Source organism: Nocardioides koreensis (assembly GCF_039531775.1).
In the GTDB taxonomy this organism is placed as follows: Bacteria; Actinomycetota; Actinomycetes; order Propionibacteriales; family Nocardioidaceae; genus Nocardioides; species Nocardioides koreensis.
The window spans coordinates 1-14409 of record NZ_BAAAQR010000018.1; the positions used below are offsets into that span (position 1 = coordinate 1).

A 14409-nucleotide genomic window follows, 5' to 3' on the forward strand; every position below is an offset into this window, starting at 1 on the left:
GGGCGCGCACCCATCCACCCGGAAAAGAGTGACAATGAGGAAGTGGCCACCGGGGGCCGGCCACCCGATCAACCGATCTTGCAGCCCGCCGCTCCCTGGCGACCCGGAGAACATTAGAGAACCGGCCGCCCGGGATCAAATCGGAGCCGCGTGACCCCGACCACAGCTCGGGTCAGCGGACCTCGACGCCTGCGAAGCTCTTCTTCCCGCGACGGAGCACCAGCCAGGAACCGGCGATCAGGTCGTCGCCGGTCACGACCGCCTCGGGGTCCACGACGCGCTGGTTGTTGAGGTAGGCGCCGCCCTCCCCGATCGTGCGTCGAGCCTCGCCCTTGCTCTTGGCGAGGCCCGTCTCCACGAGCAGGTCGACCACGCCGGGCAGCCCGTCGGAGGCGTCGACCGTGGTGACGCCGGCCTCGCGCAGCGCCGCACCCACGGTGTCCGGGCTCAGCCCGGTCAGGTCACCGCCACCGAACAGTGCCGCGGAGGCGGCCTTGATCCGTTCGGTCTCCTCGGCACCGTGCACCAGCGTGGTCACGTGCTCGGCGAGCGCCTTCTGGCCGGCTCGCAGGAAGGGCTTCTCGGCGTGCTGCGACTCGAGCTCCTCGATCTCGGGGCGGGAGAGGAACGTGAAGACGCGCAGCAGCTCCCCCACCTTCTCGTCCTCGACGTTGAGCCAGAACTGGTAGAAGGCGTAGGGCGACATCATCTCCGGGTCGAGCCAGAGCGCGCCGCCCTCGGTCTTGCCGTACTTGCTCCCGTCGGCCTTGGTGATCAGCGGCGTGGCGAAGCCGTGCACGTGGCCACCGTCCGTGCGGCGGACCAGCTCCACGCCGCCGGTGATGTTGCCCCACTGGTCGCTGCCGCCGAACTGCAGCGTGACGCCGTGGTCGCGGTAGAGGTTGAGGTAGTCCATCGACTGCAGCAGCACGTAGCTGAACTCGGTGTAGCTGATCCCGGACTCCAGACGACGCTTCACCGTCTCGCGGGCAAGCATCCGGTTCACCGGGAAGTGCTTGCCGATCTCGCGCAGGAAGTCGATCGTCGACAGGCTGGCGGTCCAGTCGTAGTTGTTGACCATGGTCGCGGCGTTGCCGCCCTCGAAGGAGAGGAACGGCTCGATCTGGCGGCGTACCCGCTCCACCCAGTCCTTGACGGTGTCGAGCGAGTTCAGGGTCCGCTCGCCGGAGTCGCGGGGGTCCCCGATCATGCCGGTCGCCCCGCCGACGAGGGCGTACGGCGTGTGGCCCGCGAGCTGGAGCCGCCGCGCGGTCAGGATCTGCAGCAGGTTGCCCATGTGGAGGCTCGGCGCGGTGGGGTCGAAGCCCACGTAGAACCGCACGCTCCCGCTCCCGAAGGCCTCGCGCAGGGCGTCGAGATCCGTGGAGTGGGCGATCAGGCCGCGCCACTGCAGGTCGTCGAGGAGTGAGGGGTCGAGGGTCACGCTGGGGCCTTCCGCGTCCGGTGCTGTCGGGTCAAGCCTGCCCCATCCCCCGCGCCGCCGCCCACCCGGTTTGGTCGCCGGACGGTTCGGGCCGCCCCGTCGCTAGTCTGGGGCGCGGCAATGGGAGGGGTCCTACGTTGATCGCAGGCAGGTACACCCTCGACCGGGAGATCGGTCGAGGCGGCATGGGCGCGGTCTGGCTCGGCCGTGACGAGGTGCTCGGCCGTGCGGTCGCCCTCAAGCGGATCGGCATGGCGCCGGGCGCGAGTGGCCCCGACCTGGCGCGGGCCGAGCGGGAGGCCCGCCTGGCCGCCCGGCTCAACCATCCCCACGTCGTCGCGGTCTTCGACCTGGTCACCGAGGACGAGCGGCAGTGGCTCGTCATGGAGTACGTCGAGAACGTCACCCTCGCGCAGCTGGTCAGGGACGACGGTGCGCTGTCGCCCGACCAGGCGGCACCCCTGCTCGTCCAGGCCGCCGACGCGCTCGCCGCGGCGCACGCCGCCGGCATCGTGCACCGCGACGTGAAGCCGTCGAACATCCTGGTGACCCGCCACGGCCAGGTGAAGCTGTCCGACTTCGGGATCGCGCGTGCGGAGGCGGACGCCTCCCTCACCCAGACCGGGCTGGTCACCGGCTCCCCCGCCTACCTGGCCCCCGAGGTCGCGGCCGGCGGGCCCGCCACCGACGCCAGCGACGTGTGGTCCCTGGGCGCGACGCTCTACCACGCCCTCGCGGGGCGGCCGCCGTACGACGTGGGCCAGAACCTGATGGGCGCGCTCTACCGGATCGTGCACGAGGACCCGCCACGCCTCGAGGACGCCGGGTGGCTGGCCCCGGTGCTGGCGGCGACCATGACCCGGGAGCCGGCCGACCGGTGGTCGATGGCCCGCGTCCGTGACTTCCTGCAGTCGGGCCCGGCCGGTGCCGGCGCGCAGCCCGCCGCCACGGCCGGGGCTGCGGACCCGACCGGCACCCAGGTGCTCTCCGCCCCCATCCCCACGGCCGACACGACGTACGGCACCACGGCCGCGCCGGCCGCTCCGGTCTCCCCGGCGCCGACACCGTCGCCGGCCGCGACCCGGCGTCGCCGCGGCGCCTGGGTGCCGTGGGTGGCCGGACTCGCCCTGCTGCTGGTGCTCGGCGCGGTCGGGTGGACCGTGCTGGGCGGCGGCGACGACCCGAAGGACCCGGCCGCGAAGTCCTCGGCCGACAACCCGAGTGGCGGCGCCTCGTCCACGGCGCAGCAACCCGACCGGCCGACCGCGGACGGCATGGAGACCTTCATCCGGGACTACCTCGCCACGGTCACCACCGATCCCCAGGCAGCCTTCGCCATGCTCACGCCGAGCTTCCAGACAGCCAGCGGCGGGATCGACGGCTACCGGGGCTTCTGGGACACCATCCGCAGCGCGAACGTCACCTCGATCTCGACCGCGGACCCCGGCACCCTCACCATCGGCTACAGCGTGGAGTACACCCGGACGGACGGCAGCACCGCCCAGGACGACGTCACCCTCCAGCTGGTCTACCAGGACGGCGACTACCGGATCGACGGCGAGGCCTGACCCGAAGCGGGCCGCGGCCCCCTATCGTGGGGCCGGGAGGACTGCATGGAGCTGGGCGCGCTGTATCGGGACATCGTCGAGACGTCTCCCGACGGGATCTGGGTGTTCGACCTCGAGGGTCGCACCCTGTACGCGAACGCCGCGCTCGCGCGCATGTTCGGGACCGGCGCCTCCGAGCTGCTCGACCTCACCGTCTTCGACTCCCTCGACGACGAGGGCCGCGGGCAGTTCGCCGCGCACCTCGAGCAGGTGCGCCGCGGGCAGCTCAACGCCGGCGACGTCGAGTGCCAGTTCGTGCGCCGGGACGGTTCCGCGCTGTGGGTGCTCGTCCGCGAGAGCGCGCTGCGCGGCCCCGACGGCCGCATCACCGGCATCGTGCACCGGCTCGCCGACTTCTCCGACCGCCGCTCGGTGCTGGAGAGCCTGACCGGCAGCCAGCAGCGGCTCGCCGAGGCCCAGCGGATCGCGCGCATCGGGAGCTGGGAGTGGGACCTCGAGCACGACGAGATCTCCGGCTCCGAGGGGCTCTACGCCCTCTACGGGCTCGATCCCGGCGACTTCCCGGCCACGTACGCCGACTTCCTCGACATCGTGCACCCGGACGACCGGGCGCTGGTCGACGACGCCGTCCAGTCGGCCCTGCGGGACGACGAGGAGTTCGTGTTCGTCGCCCGGGTGCAGGCGTCCGACGGTGGGTGGGTCTGGACCCGCGGCCGGGGCAGGACGCACCGCGACAACGGCGGCCGCGTGGTGCGCATGAGCGGCACCCATCAGGACGTCACCGAGACCAAGCTCGCCGAGATGGCGCTGGAGGACTCGGTCTCGCAGAACGCGCTGATGCAGGCGGTCGCCACCGCCGCGAACGAGGCGCGGACCCTGGAGGACGTCCTGAGCCAGGCGCAGGCGCTGGTGCTGCTGCACGACGACTGGCGGCGGGGCCGGGCGTTCGTGCCCGCGGCGGACGGGCACGGCGTCGTACCCCTCTACATCTTCGACGAGGACCGCGAGGCCGACGCCGCGGAGCCGGACAAGTTCCGCACGGAGCTGGACCTGGCCAACCGTGCCTTCCGCGAGGGGCGGACCCTCTGGGACGAGGCCCGGCTCACGATCGCCTTCTGCATCTCGTTCGCCGACGAGGTCTGCGCGGTCATCACCATCACCTCGGACCCGCCGCTGTACCGCCACGACATGATCACGGCCATGGCGGAGCAGGTGGCCGTGCAGCTGGGCCGCGTCGCCGAGCGCGAGCGCGCCGAGCGCCAGCTGGCGACCGCCCGCGATGCGGCCATGGAGGCCTCCCGGCAGAAGTCGGAGTTCCTCGCCACGATGAGCCACGAGATCCGTACGCCGCTCAACGGGGTCATCGGCCTCAACGACCTGCTGCTGCGAACTCGGCTCGACGCCGGGCAGGTGCGACTGGCGTCCGGTGTCCAGGTCGCCAGCCGGGCGCTGCTCGGCGTCATCAACGACGTCCTGGACTTCTCCAAGATCGAGGCGGGCAAGCTCCAGCTCGAGCAGCTCGACTTCGAGGTCCGTCCGGTGTTCGACCAGGTGGCGAGCCTGCTCGCAGAGTCGGCCCGGGCCAAGGGGCTGGAGCTGATGGTGTCCTGCCACCCGAACGTCCCGGAGGTGCTTCGTGGCGACCCCACGCGGCTGGCGCAGGTGCTGACCAACCTCGGCTCGAACGCCGTGAAGTTCACCGAGCACGGCGAGGTGCTGGTGCGGGCGACCGCGGAGGCGGCGCCGGACGGCCGCACGCAGCTCCGGGTCGAGGTCTCCGACACGGGTGTCGGCATCCGCGAGACCGACGCGCCGGGACTCTTCGACCCGTTCACCCAGGCCGACGCCTCGACCACCCGGATGTACGGCGGCACCGGGCTCGGGCTCGCCATCTCCCGCGAGATCGTGGAGGCGCTCGGCGGGGAGATCGGGCTGGAGCCCAACCCCGCCGGCGGCAGCATCTTCTGGTTCACCGCCTGTCTCGAGGCGCCGTCCGGCGCCCGGCTCGACCTCGAGGACGAGTACGCCCGCACCCTGCTGCGGGGCCGCCGGGTCCTGGTCGTCGACGACAACGAGCACAACCGGTTGGTCCTCGAGGAGCAGCTTCGCTGGTGGCAGGTCCGGCCCGAGGTCGTGGCCGGTGCCGACGAGGCGCTCGCTGCGGTAGCGGCCGCCACCGAGGAGGGCGATCCGTTCGAGGGCGTCCTGCTCGACCTGGTGATGCCCCGCCGCGACGGCCTCGACCTCGCCGAAGAGCTGCGCCGCGACCCGGCGTACGACGACGTGGTGCTGCTGATGCTCACCTCGCGGACCGTGCCCGACCCCGACCGCGTCCGGGCCGCCCGGATCGTGGACCTGCTCTCCAAGCCGGTGCTGGGCAGCGTGCTGCGGGACGCCCTGCTGCACCACCTCGCCGGGGCGGCGCCGCGGCCGTCCGACGAGCGTGCGGAGACCGGCAGGAGCCGTGCGCGGTACCGCGTGCTGGTCGTCGAGGACAACCCGGTCAACCAGATGGTGGCCACCGGGATGCTCGAGTCCCTCGGCTACGAGGCAGAGACCGCGGACGACGGCATCTCCGCCCTCGAGGCGATGGCGCGGGGCAGCTACGACGCGGTCCTGATGGACGTGCAGATGCCGCGCATGGACGGCTACGCCGCGACCCGCCAGATCCGTGCCCGCGAGGAGACGGGCCACCGGATCCCGGTGATCGCGATGACCGCCGCTGCCGTCGAGGGTGAGCGGGACCGCTGCCTGGCGGCGGGCATGGACGACTTCCTGACCAAGCCGGTCGACCACGCCGCACTCCGGGCCGTGCTCGAGCGGTGGCTGTCGGACGCGGCCGAGGTGGAGGAACGCGTGGGCGAGCCGGGTGGTCGCAGCGAGGTGCCCGACGAGGACCTGGACCGCCGGCGTCTCGACGAGCTGCGCGACCTCGACCCGGGAGACACGACGTACCTCGACCGGGCCATCGGCAACTTCGTGACGAACACGCCCACCACGCTCACCACGATCCGTCAGGCGTGCGAGACGGGCGACGTCGAGACCCTCAGGCAGGTCTCCCACAAGCTCGCCGGTGGTGCCCTCAACCTGGGCGTGACCGCCGCCGGGAGGATCGCCCAGCAGATCGAGCTCGCCACCGGGAACGGGTCGACCGTCGACGCCAGCGGGCTCCTCGACCCGCTCGAGGTTGCCCTGGTCCAGGGGCGTGCCGCGCTGCTCGCCTACCAGGCGTCGTACTCCGGGACCGGCACACCGGTCTGAGGCACGCGCTGGGGATTGGGCGACCCGGATGAGGGGTAGGAAGTGCCTCGACACGCATCCCCGCGCACAAGGAGTCGTCCATGAAGAGCTTGCTCGGCCTCATCGTCATCGTCTGGCTGGTGATCGGCGCGCTCGCGGCCTACCAGCGTGGTTACTTCGGCGACGAGAAGGACGTCAGCTGCAAGAGCACCGGTGACACCGCCCTGACGGTCGTCGCGGGTCCGCTCAACTACATGGGCGTCAACCCCAAGGTCGACTGCAACGTGAAGGTCAAGGTGCCCCAGCCCTCGAACTGACCGCTGCCCGGTGTCCTCGTGACCGGTCAGCCTCGGCGCGACTCGTCCGACCTCTCGGGGTCGGACGAGTCGAGGGCACCGAGGTTGCCGACGAGCACCGCCACGGGCGGGAGGAGCGCGGCCACGACGCTCATCACGACGGCTGCGGTCGTGGACCAGAGCCGGACAACGTTCCAGGCCAGCACGATGAGCACCACGCAACTGCCCATCAGCGCGAAGTAGGCGCGGCGGCGGCTGGCTCGTTGCACGTCCTCGACGGTACGCCGCCGGCCGCGGGAGCTGCGCAGGGTGCGACGATCGGCAGTGGCCCTTCCACGACCCGAGGGAGACACAGATGCGCTACCGCAGGCTCGGCAACACCGGACTCGAGGTCTCGGTGGTCACGCTCGGTTGCATGAGCTGGGGAGACCCGTCCCGCGGTGGGCATCCCTGGGTGCTGGACGAGGACGCGGGCCGGTCGATCATCAAGGACGCGCTCGAGGCCGGCATCAACGTCCTCGACACGGCCAACGTGTACTCCGGCGGCAGCAGCGAGGAGATCACCGGCCGGGCCGTGCGGGACTTCGCCGCCCGGGAGGAGGTCGTGCTCGCCACGAAGGTCCACGGACGGATGCGGCCCGGGCCGAACGGGGCCGGCCTGTCCCGCAAGGCGATCATGCAGGAGATCGACGCGAGCCTGACCCGGCTCGGCACCGACTACGTCGACCTCTACCAGATCCACCGCTGGGACCCGCACACGCCGATCGAGGAGACGATGGAGGCGCTGCACGACGTCGTACGCGCGGGCAAGGCGCGCTATCTGGGGGCCTCGTCGATGTACGCCTGGCAGTTCGCCAAGGCGCAGCACACCGCTGAGCTCAACGGCTGGACGCAGTTCGTCTCGATGCAGAACCACTACAACCTGCTCTACCGCGAGGAGGAGCGCGAGATGCTGCCGCTCTGCGCGGACCAGGGCGTCGGGGTCATCCCCTGGAGCCCGCTGGCGCGCGGCCGACTGACCCGGGAGTGGGACGCCACGACCGCACGCACGGAGACCGACGAGTTCGGGTCCTCGCTCTACCGCGACGAGGACAAGCCGATCGTGGACACGGTCGGTGCGGTGGCCTCACGGCGTGGGGTGCCGCGGGCCCAGGTCGCCCTGGCCTGGCTGCTCGCCCAGCCGGTCGTGACCTCGCCGATCGTCGGCGTGACCAAGCCCCACCACCTCCGGGACGCCGTCGCGGCGGCGGACCTCGAGCTCGGGGAGGACGAGGTCGAGGAGCTGGGCTCCGGCTACGTGCCGCACGCGATCGCGGGGCACCGCTGAGGGAGCCGCTCCCCCGGTGCCCGGGTCAGGCGGTGGCGGGCAGCACGCGGGCGGTGCGGGCCCTGCGGGTGCTCTTGGCTGCCCGGCTGCGGAGACTGGACTCGGCGATCCGGCGGGCCTCCTCGGGAAGCAGGGCACCCTCGACACCCTTCAACCGGGCCAGGTGGACGGCGCGCGCGAAACAGCGCAGCACCGACCCGGCCGGCAGCGTGTCGTACTCCACGGACAGGTCGAAGGCGGTCTCCAGCAGCTGCCGGTGCAGGTCCACCACTCCGTGGACCGCTCCGGTGCCGCGGGCCGAGATGTCCGGGCGGCGGGCGCAGGCCACCCCGACGGACGTCTTCTGGTTGCTCATCAGGCCTCCCTGTCAAGCATGGTGACCGGGTCGACAACCACTAGACAGGGACCAAGGTCACGGGTCAACGGCCCGAATGGGTCAAACGGGCATGCGCCTTTTTGGGTAAGAGGTGCCCTTTGGGTGACGACATTCGCGCGGGCCCGCGCGTAGCGTCGAGATGTGCTGTACGGACGGGAAACCGTTGCACCGGACGATCATGCGGTGAGCTTCTACGACGGCGATCAGGACGCGATCGCCGTGGTGGCTTCCTTCGTCGCGGCCGGATTCGGCGCCGGTGAGCCGGTCCTCGTGGTCGCCACCGCCGAGCATCGGCCGCTGCTGGACGCTGCGCTGGTCGAGCTCGGCTTCGACCCGCAGGGACTGCGGTCCCGGGGCAGGTTCGTGACCCTCGACGCCGAGGAGACGCTGGCGGAGCTCATGGTCGAGGGGATGCCCGACGCCTCGGCCTTCAGGGCCACGGTCGGCGGTCTCCTCGACGACGTCCAGGGCGTCGATGCCAGGGTCCGGGTCTTCGGCGAGATGGTGGCCGTGCTGTGGGACGAGGGCAACATCGCCGCCGCCCTGGCGCTCGAGGGCTTCTGGAACGAGCTCGCCAGGCAGCGATCGTTCGCCCTGCTCTGCGCCTACCCCCACGCGGTCCTGGACCAGGTCAGCCTGGCGGACGTCGGTCGGGTCTGCGCCCTCCACTCCGAGGTGAAGGCCCCGACGAGCTACCACGCCGCCGGCCAGGCCGCCGGCGACCCGGACGTCCAGCACACCTCGTGGGCGTTCCTCCCGGTCCCGAAGGCGGTGCCGGCGCTGCGGCGGTTCGTCAGCGGCACCCTGCGTGCGTGGGGTGAGGAGGCCCTGGTCGCCGACGCCGTCACGGTGAGCTCGGAGATCGCGACCAATGCGATCAGCCACGCCGACTCCCCCTTCCACGCGTCCATCGAGCGGTCGGAGGGGGTCGTCCGCATCGCCGTCGAGGACGCCGGCCCCGGTACGGCCGAGCAGCGGCAGGCCGCCCACGAGGACGTGTCCGGGCGCGGCATCATGATCGTCGAGGCCCTGACGGAGCGATGGGGCCACGGACACCTGCCGGGTGGCAAGGTGGTCTGGGCGGAGTTCCCGTCCACGGCCTAGGCTGCGACGAGGTCGCGGATCTGGCGCGGCCCTTCGCCTGGCCTACCGGCGGGCGTCGTGGAGAGCCGCGAGCAGGTGACGACCGAGGGTGTGCAGGCTCAGCTCCGTCCACGGGATCGGCCTGAGCGACTCGACCACGAGCGTCACCCGGGGGTCGTTGGGGGCCGCCGGCTCGGGCACGTCGTCCCAGGTCCCGACGGCAGCGCCGGGGACGGTGGACAACAGCTCGGACAGGTCCCGGCGGTCGATGGCGGCGATGACACGACGAGCCAGCAGCTCCGGGGAGAAGCTGCGCCAGGTATAGGGGTTGAGGGCAGCGAAGATCGCTGCCATCGGCTCTTCACGTGGGGTGTTCGCCGCCACCTCGGGACTCCTCGTTGCTCGTTCCGTCCCCGTACCCGGGGTCTACCCGGTCCGCGGCGCGCCCAAACCGGATCCTGGTCCGGATCCGCGCGTCGTCGCCTCGGGTGCCGCTCTCCCGGGCACGGCCGTACCACCCGGCAAGTGGAGCCGCACTGAACCCATGGGCGAGGACGCTGAGGAACACCGTCACCCCGATGACGGTCACTGCCTCGTCCACGGCCGGTCCCAGCTCCTCGAGGGCGAGCAGGGCGAACACCAGGGAGGCGAGCCCGCGCGGACCGAACCAGCCGACGAAGAGCACCGTGCCGCGGTCCATCCCCGCGTCGATCATGGCGAGCGCGACGGGCACCATCCGTACGACGGTCAGACTGAGCACGGCGTACAGCACCGTGGTCAGGTCGATGCGCTCGAGCATGATCGGCCCGGCGACGGCACCGAAGGCCAGCCACACCAGCAGGGATGCCAGGCCGCCGGCCTGATCCAGGAAGACCAGCTCCGCGGGTCCTCGTCGGCCGGCCAGGGCCCCGAAGGCGATGCCACCGCAGAAGGCGGCCACGAACCCGTTCGCGTCCAGCGTGACCGCGGCGGCGTAGGCGACGATCGCGAGGGCGAGGACGGCGATGCCGGCCAGGTCCTCCGTGACCCACCCGCGCCGTCGGGCCCGCCTCAGCAGCCATCCCCCTGCCGCGCCCACGGCTCCACCGACGACCGCGCCGAGGGCCAGCCCCGCCAGTGCCTGGACCAGGCCCGTCGCACCCTCGACGTCCTCCGCGGACGCGGCCAGTGCGAGGGCGAGCATGACGACAGGTGTGGCGATGCCGTCGTTGAGCCCGCTCTCCACCGTGAGCAGTCGACGGACTCCCGCGGGCACCACCGGGTTGGTGACCACGGGAACGCCGAGCGCCGCGTCGGTGGGCGCCAGAGCCGCCCCCACCAGCAGGGCGAGCCCGACGTCGAGCCCGGGGAAGAGCCAGGCCGCCACCCCCCATCCGGCCAGCACGGTCAGGGGCAGGGCAACCGCCAGCAGGCGAACGCATCGACCGAGGTCGACGCGCAGGTCCTGGACCGGCACTCGGGCTGCGTCGGAGAAGAGGACCCACACGAGCGTCAGCTCGACCAGGGGTCGTAGCGTCTCCGGAGCCGTCGGCGCGTCGACGAGGTCGAGCCCGGCGAGCAGGGCCCCGACCCCCACGAACACGATCGGGGCGGTCAGGTCGGACCGCGTCAGCCGGGCGGAGAAGACCCCCCACAAGAAGATGGCCGTCCCGACCACGAGGACGGCAGACACCTCCATGACGGACTCCCGGGGCCGTTGGGCTGGTCCCGAGTGTGCGGCTCCCCCGGCGGATCCGGCTCCCCCTCGACGGATGAGGTGCACCGCGAACGCGGACCCCGACCCCCAGTCATCCGCAGCGTGGGAGGCGCTACCGGGTCGGGGGCGCGAAGGCTGGACGGGTTCGCACGACCTCGGGGAACGAGATCAACGGAACAGGAGACGTTGGCATGACCGACCAGATGACCCCGGAGACCGCACGACCCCTCGACGAGCTCGGGCCGGTCGACTGGATCGTGGTGGAGTTCCCGGGCAGCAGGTTCAAGGGCGAGATTGCCCCTGCCCTCGCGGAGCTCGTGGAGCACGGCATCGTCCGCGTGCTCGACCTGCTCATCATCCGCAAGGACGTGGACGGGCGCCTGGAGTTCTTCGAGATCGGTGAGCTCGACGAGAGCGAGGTCGGCAGCCTGAGGGCCTACGAGACCGCGGTGGCCACACTGCTCAGCGAGGAGGACGTCGAGGCGGTGGCCGAGGCGGTCGAGCCGGGCAGCACCGCCGCGCTCCTGGTGTGGGAGAACTCCTGGGCCGCCCCGTTCGCGTCAGCCGTACGCCGTGCCGGCGGGCAGCTGGCTGCGAGCGGACGGATCCCGGTGCAGGCGCTCCTGGCAGCGATCGAGGCAGACGAGGAAGAAGGAGACTGACATGCCGTTGGCAGCACGACGGGCACGACGCGGAGGCGTCATCGGACCGGCACCCGTGGCGAGGACCGCCGCCACCGTGGGCACCGCGGCGGTGGTCGCGCACGGGGTGTCACGCCGCACCGACCGGCGCGACGACCGCCGGGACGACCGCCGGGACCGGCGGCGCTGACCGGCGGAGGTCAGCGCATGTTCCCGGTGTGCCCCAGTGAGTAGCGCCCCGGCTGTGGCCACACGCTGAGGCCGTGCGGGCTGCCCGGGACCGGGATCCGGGCGAGCAACCGGCCGGTTGAGGTGTCGAAGGCGTATACCTCGCTGTCGTAGCGGCCGGAGAGCCACAGGACCTTGCCGTTCGCGGACACTCCCCCCATGTCCGGGCTGCCGCCGCCGGGGATGGTCCACGTGTCCACGATCCTGCGGCTCCTGAACGACACGACCGACACCCTGCCGGCGCCCCGGTCGGAGACGTAGAGGCGACGGCCGTCGCGGCTCGGGTAGAGGCCGTGCGGGTCGCTCGGGGTGGCGATCCGGGCGACCTGGCGGAACCGGGATCCGCGGACCAGCCGGACCTCGTCGGTCCCCATGTCCGCCACGTAGAACGTCCCGCCGTCCGGGGAGAGCCGGACGTCCTGGGGCATGCTCGTCGGCCCCAGGTGCAGGACGCCGAGCACCCGGTGCCCCAGGGTGCTCACCTTCACCAGCGCGCCGGAGAACTCGCACGAGATGACCATGAACCTGCCGTTGGCGGAGAAGTCGGCGTGGTTGGGCCCCCGGCAGGCGGGGACGCGGAGGTCGTCGCGCCGGTGGAACGTCTCCGGGTCGGAGAAGCGGATGACGTCGTGCTCCTCGACCATCACCACCGCCTGGCGTCCGTCCGGGGTGAAGTAGAGGTTGTACGGGCGCGGCACCGGCAGGTGAGCGGCCACCCGGCCGGTCCGCGGGTCGATCTCGACGAGCTCGTTCGAGACGCTGGAGTTCGTGTAGAGGTGCCGCAGGTCGTAGGACGGCACCACGTGCTGCGACAGCAGCCCCACCGGGAGCGTGCGCACCACGCGTCGCGTTCGCTGCGAGATCACGGTCACCGAGCTGCCGCCGGGCATGGAGTCGGGGACGTACACGAGTGCCGGCTGCCGGCGTACGCGCTGGGACAGGTCCGCGGGCCCGGTCCGGGCGTAGACGTCGCGGTCGATCACCGGTGGCATCCCGGGAAGCAGGTGCCGGAACCGGCGCGGGACGCGCGAGGTGCCCGTCGTCGAGCCCTCGGCGCGCGGGGCGCCGTGGCCCGCGGAGGTCGCGGCGGGCGCTCCCGGTGCCGGTTCGGGCGACGAGGATCCCGAGGGGCTGCAGCCGGTGACCGCCAGCAGGAGCACCAGCGGCGTCGCCGCCAGGCTCGTCCACCGTCGGGAGATGGCCATCACTCGATCATGCCGCGCGGCTGTCCCGCGGCCCTCCGCAAGTTTCGGTATCGGGGCCGGGCGAAGACTCAGCGGTCGGGTCCTGAGCTCACCTGCTGCGCGGCCGAGCCGGCGGGCGTAGCGTTGAGTCGCCGGCCGGGTCGCCGGGCCGGCCGGGCAGCAGAGGAACGTCATGCACGGTCGCCACACGAAGGTCAGGCCGCACCACTATGCGGCAGGTGTCGTCGCGGTCCTCGTCGCGCTGTCGCTCGCGCTCGGCCTCGCATGGTTCAACCGCTTCCGCGACACCGGTGGGACCGCGGAGGTCAGTCGCTCCGCCAGCTCCTCCACCGCCGTCGACGCCGAGCTGGCCACGTGCCGGGCGGTGTGGCGGGCCCAGTCCGGGGTGCTGGCCGCTGCCGGCAGCTCGCTGGCGCAGTGGCGGGTCCACGTCGACGCCATGAACCAGCTGGTGGCCGGTGAGATCACGCTGGCCCAGGCGCAGGACTTCTGGAACCGCACCCGGAAGGGAGCCGCGGAGCGGGTGGCCAGGTTCGAGAAGGCGGACGGCACCTACGCCGACGCGGCGCCCGGGTGCCCGGGCGGCTCCACCGGCTCCCGTGCAGACGGCGGCTCGAGGGACCTCTCCAGCTGTGTGGCGGGGGTGCGTGCACGGGACCGCGCGATCGGCGCCGGCACCGTCGCGCTCGACACGTGGAAGCACCACATCATGGCGATGGAGATGCTGCGTTCAGGCCAGATCACCCCGGAGCAGGCGACCCGGATGTGGCTGCGGAGCTGGCGGCGGGGGGTCCGGCAGCTCGACACCTTCACGGAGGTGCGCAGGCGCGCCGCCGTCGCCGGCAGCTGCTGAGCCCGGGCTCGAGGTCGGCCGCCGCGGCTACGCCTGGACGATCTTCCAGTAGGAATCCTTGCGCCGGACGCGTCCGTCCTCGTCCAGGTCGAAGAGGTCGCAACCTCGCACCCGCACCTGCTCGCCGTCGTTCGTGGTGCCGGTCAGCAGCCACCGCGACACTGCGTGGTCGCCGCACACCCAGTGCTCGTCCTCGGCATAGTGCACGTCCGGCAGGCCGCGGAAGCGCTGCGCCAGCCCCTCGCGAACCGCCGCCGGCCCCTCGAAACGGGTCCCCCACGGGTGCTCGCCCCGCGGTGTCTCCAGAACGCAGTCGTCGGCGAAGAAGCTCATGATCAGGTCCAGGTCATGGGCGTTGAAGGCAGCGAGGAGTCGGGTGAGGACTTCGGCATCGGCTGCGGGCACACGATCATCATGACACCGCACCTGGCCCGTGGACCCGTTCGGCGGGA

15 protein-coding genes are annotated in these 14409 nt (G+C 72.1%); 8 read left to right on the top strand and 7 right to left on the bottom strand.

Annotated elements, in window-relative coordinates; genetic code table 11:
* Window positions 1–172: 172 nt before the first annotated feature.
* On the bottom strand, window positions 173–1444 hold the full coding sequence (gene tyrS / locus ABD268_RS21570; protein WP_344157584.1) for a tyrosine--tRNA ligase: 1272 nt from the start codon (window positions 1442–1444) through the stop codon (window positions 173–175).
* 137 nt (window positions 1445–1581) lie between these two features.
* Here tyrS and ABD268_RS21575 point away from each other — a divergent pair, with 137 nt between their 5' ends.
* The 3 genes from ABD268_RS21575 (at window position 1582) to ABD268_RS21585 (ending at window position 6569) form a co-directional block, all read left to right on the top strand.
* The gene (locus tag ABD268_RS21575; RefSeq protein ID WP_344157587.1) at window positions 1582–3012 is read left to right on the top strand and encodes a serine/threonine-protein kinase; all 1431 of its coding nucleotides are present in this window, start codon (window positions 1582–1584) and stop codon (window positions 3010–3012) included.
* A gap of 45 nt (window positions 3013–3057) precedes the next feature.
* Window positions 3058–6273, top strand: a complete 3216-nt coding sequence (locus ABD268_RS21580; protein ID WP_344157590.1) for a response regulator — start codon at window positions 3058–3060, stop codon at window positions 6271–6273.
* A gap of 80 nt (window positions 6274–6353) precedes the next feature.
* On the top strand, window positions 6354–6569 hold the full coding sequence (locus tag ABD268_RS21585; protein ID WP_344157593.1) for a hypothetical protein: 216 nt from the start codon (window positions 6354–6356) through the stop codon (window positions 6567–6569).
* A gap of 26 nt (window positions 6570–6595) precedes the next feature.
* Here the strand turns inward: ABD268_RS21585 and ABD268_RS21590 are convergent, their stop codons facing one another.
* Window positions 6596–6817, bottom strand: coding sequence for a DUF3099 domain-containing protein (locus ABD268_RS21590; protein WP_344157596.1), 222 nt, complete (start codon window positions 6815–6817; stop codon window positions 6596–6598).
* Between the two features lie 86 nt (window positions 6818–6903).
* Here ABD268_RS21590 and ABD268_RS21595 point away from each other — a divergent pair, with 86 nt between their 5' ends.
* Window positions 6904–7875: an aldo/keto reductase gene (locus ABD268_RS21595; protein ID WP_344157599.1), complete on the top strand. Its 972-nt coding sequence runs from the start codon at window positions 6904–6906 to the stop codon at window positions 7873–7875.
* Window positions 7876–7900: 25 nt separating this feature from the next.
* Here the strand turns inward: ABD268_RS21595 and ABD268_RS21600 are convergent, their stop codons facing one another.
* Window positions 7901–8230 carry a hypothetical protein gene (locus tag ABD268_RS21600; RefSeq protein ID WP_344157602.1) on the bottom strand — a complete coding sequence of 110 codons (330 nt, stop codon included), beginning with the start codon at window positions 8228–8230 and terminating at the stop codon, window positions 7901–7903.
* Window positions 8231–8434: 204 nt separating this feature from the next.
* Here ABD268_RS21600 and ABD268_RS21605 point away from each other — a divergent pair, with 204 nt between their 5' ends.
* The gene (locus ABD268_RS21605) at window positions 8435–9355 is read left to right on the top strand and encodes an MEDS domain-containing protein (protein ID WP_344157606.1); all 921 of its coding nucleotides are present in this window, start codon (window positions 8435–8437) and stop codon (window positions 9353–9355) included.
* Window positions 9356–9397: 42 nt separating this feature from the next.
* Here the strand turns inward: ABD268_RS21605 and ABD268_RS21610 are convergent, their stop codons facing one another.
* Together ABD268_RS21610 and ABD268_RS21615 are read right to left on the bottom strand one after the other, a co-directional pair.
* Complete coding sequence (locus ABD268_RS21610) at window positions 9398–9688, bottom strand: hypothetical protein (RefSeq protein WP_344157609.1); 291 nt, start codon at window positions 9686–9688, stop codon at window positions 9398–9400.
* Between the two features lie 7 nt (window positions 9689–9695).
* A complete protein-coding gene (locus tag ABD268_RS21615) occupies window positions 9696–11012 on the bottom strand; it encodes a cation:proton antiporter domain-containing protein (RefSeq protein ID WP_344157612.1) in 1317 nt (438 codons plus the stop codon).
* A 209-nt stretch (window positions 11013–11221) separates the two neighbouring features.
* On the opposite strand from ABD268_RS21615, the gene ABD268_RS21620 reads away from it, so the two are divergent.
* Together ABD268_RS21620 and ABD268_RS21625 are read left to right on the top strand one after the other, a co-directional pair.
* A complete protein-coding gene (locus ABD268_RS21620) occupies window positions 11222–11692 on the top strand; it encodes a DUF6325 family protein (RefSeq protein ID WP_344157615.1) in 471 nt (156 codons plus the stop codon).
* Between the two features lies 1 nt (window position 11693).
* Window positions 11694–11861 (top strand): hypothetical protein, encoded by a 168-nt coding sequence (locus tag ABD268_RS21625; RefSeq protein ID WP_344157618.1) that lies wholly within the window; start codon window positions 11694–11696, stop codon window positions 11859–11861.
* A gap of 10 nt (window positions 11862–11871) precedes the next feature.
* On the opposite strand, the gene ABD268_RS21630 is transcribed toward ABD268_RS21625, so the two are convergent.
* Window positions 11872–13104, bottom strand: a complete 1233-nt coding sequence (locus ABD268_RS21630; protein ID WP_344157621.1) for a YncE family protein — start codon at window positions 13102–13104, stop codon at window positions 11872–11874.
* A gap of 172 nt (window positions 13105–13276) precedes the next feature.
* On the opposite strand from ABD268_RS21630, the gene ABD268_RS21635 reads away from it, so the two are divergent.
* Window positions 13277–13957 carry a hypothetical protein gene (locus tag ABD268_RS21635; RefSeq protein ID WP_344157624.1) on the top strand — a complete coding sequence of 227 codons (681 nt, stop codon included), beginning with the start codon at window positions 13277–13279 and terminating at the stop codon, window positions 13955–13957.
* A gap of 27 nt (window positions 13958–13984) precedes the next feature.
* On the opposite strand, the gene ABD268_RS21640 is transcribed toward ABD268_RS21635, so the two are convergent.
* Window positions 13985–14362: a nuclear transport factor 2 family protein gene (locus tag ABD268_RS21640; RefSeq protein WP_344157627.1), complete on the bottom strand. Its 378-nt coding sequence runs from the start codon at window positions 14360–14362 to the stop codon at window positions 13985–13987.
* Window positions 14363–14409 lie beyond the last annotated feature (47 nt).

Excerpts from the sequence above, each read along its gene's own strand:
- ABD268_RS21580 (WP_344157590.1), top strand. The coding sequence starts at position 3,058 with ATGGAGCTGGGCGCGCTGTATCGGGACATCGTCGAGACGTCTCCCGAC.
- ABD268_RS21585 (WP_344157593.1), top strand. The coding sequence starts at position 6,354 with ATGAAGAGCTTGCTCGGCCTCATCGTCATCGTCTGGCTGGTGATCGGC.
- ABD268_RS21595 (WP_344157599.1), top strand. The coding sequence starts at position 6,904 with ATGCGCTACCGCAGGCTCGGCAACACCGGACTCGAGGTCTCGGTGGTC.
- ABD268_RS21600 (WP_344157602.1), bottom strand. The coding sequence starts at position 8,230 with ATGAGCAACCAGAAGACGTCCGTCGGGGTGGCCTGCGCCCGCCGCCCG.
- ABD268_RS21610 (WP_344157609.1), bottom strand. The coding sequence starts at position 9,688 with ATGGCAGCGATCTTCGCTGCCCTCAACCCCTATACCTGGCGCAGCTTC.
- ABD268_RS21615 (WP_344157612.1), bottom strand. The coding sequence starts at position 11,012 with ATGGAGGTGTCTGCCGTCCTCGTGGTCGGGACGGCCATCTTCTTGTGG.
- ABD268_RS21620 (WP_344157615.1), top strand. The coding sequence starts at position 11,222 with ATGACCGACCAGATGACCCCGGAGACCGCACGACCCCTCGACGAGCTC.
- ABD268_RS21625 (WP_344157618.1), top strand. The coding sequence starts at position 11,694 with ATGCCGTTGGCAGCACGACGGGCACGACGCGGAGGCGTCATCGGACCG.
- ABD268_RS21630 (WP_344157621.1), bottom strand. The coding sequence starts at position 13,104 with ATGGCCATCTCCCGACGGTGGACGAGCCTGGCGGCGACGCCGCTGGTG.
- ABD268_RS21635 (WP_344157624.1), top strand. The coding sequence starts at position 13,277 with ATGCACGGTCGCCACACGAAGGTCAGGCCGCACCACTATGCGGCAGGT.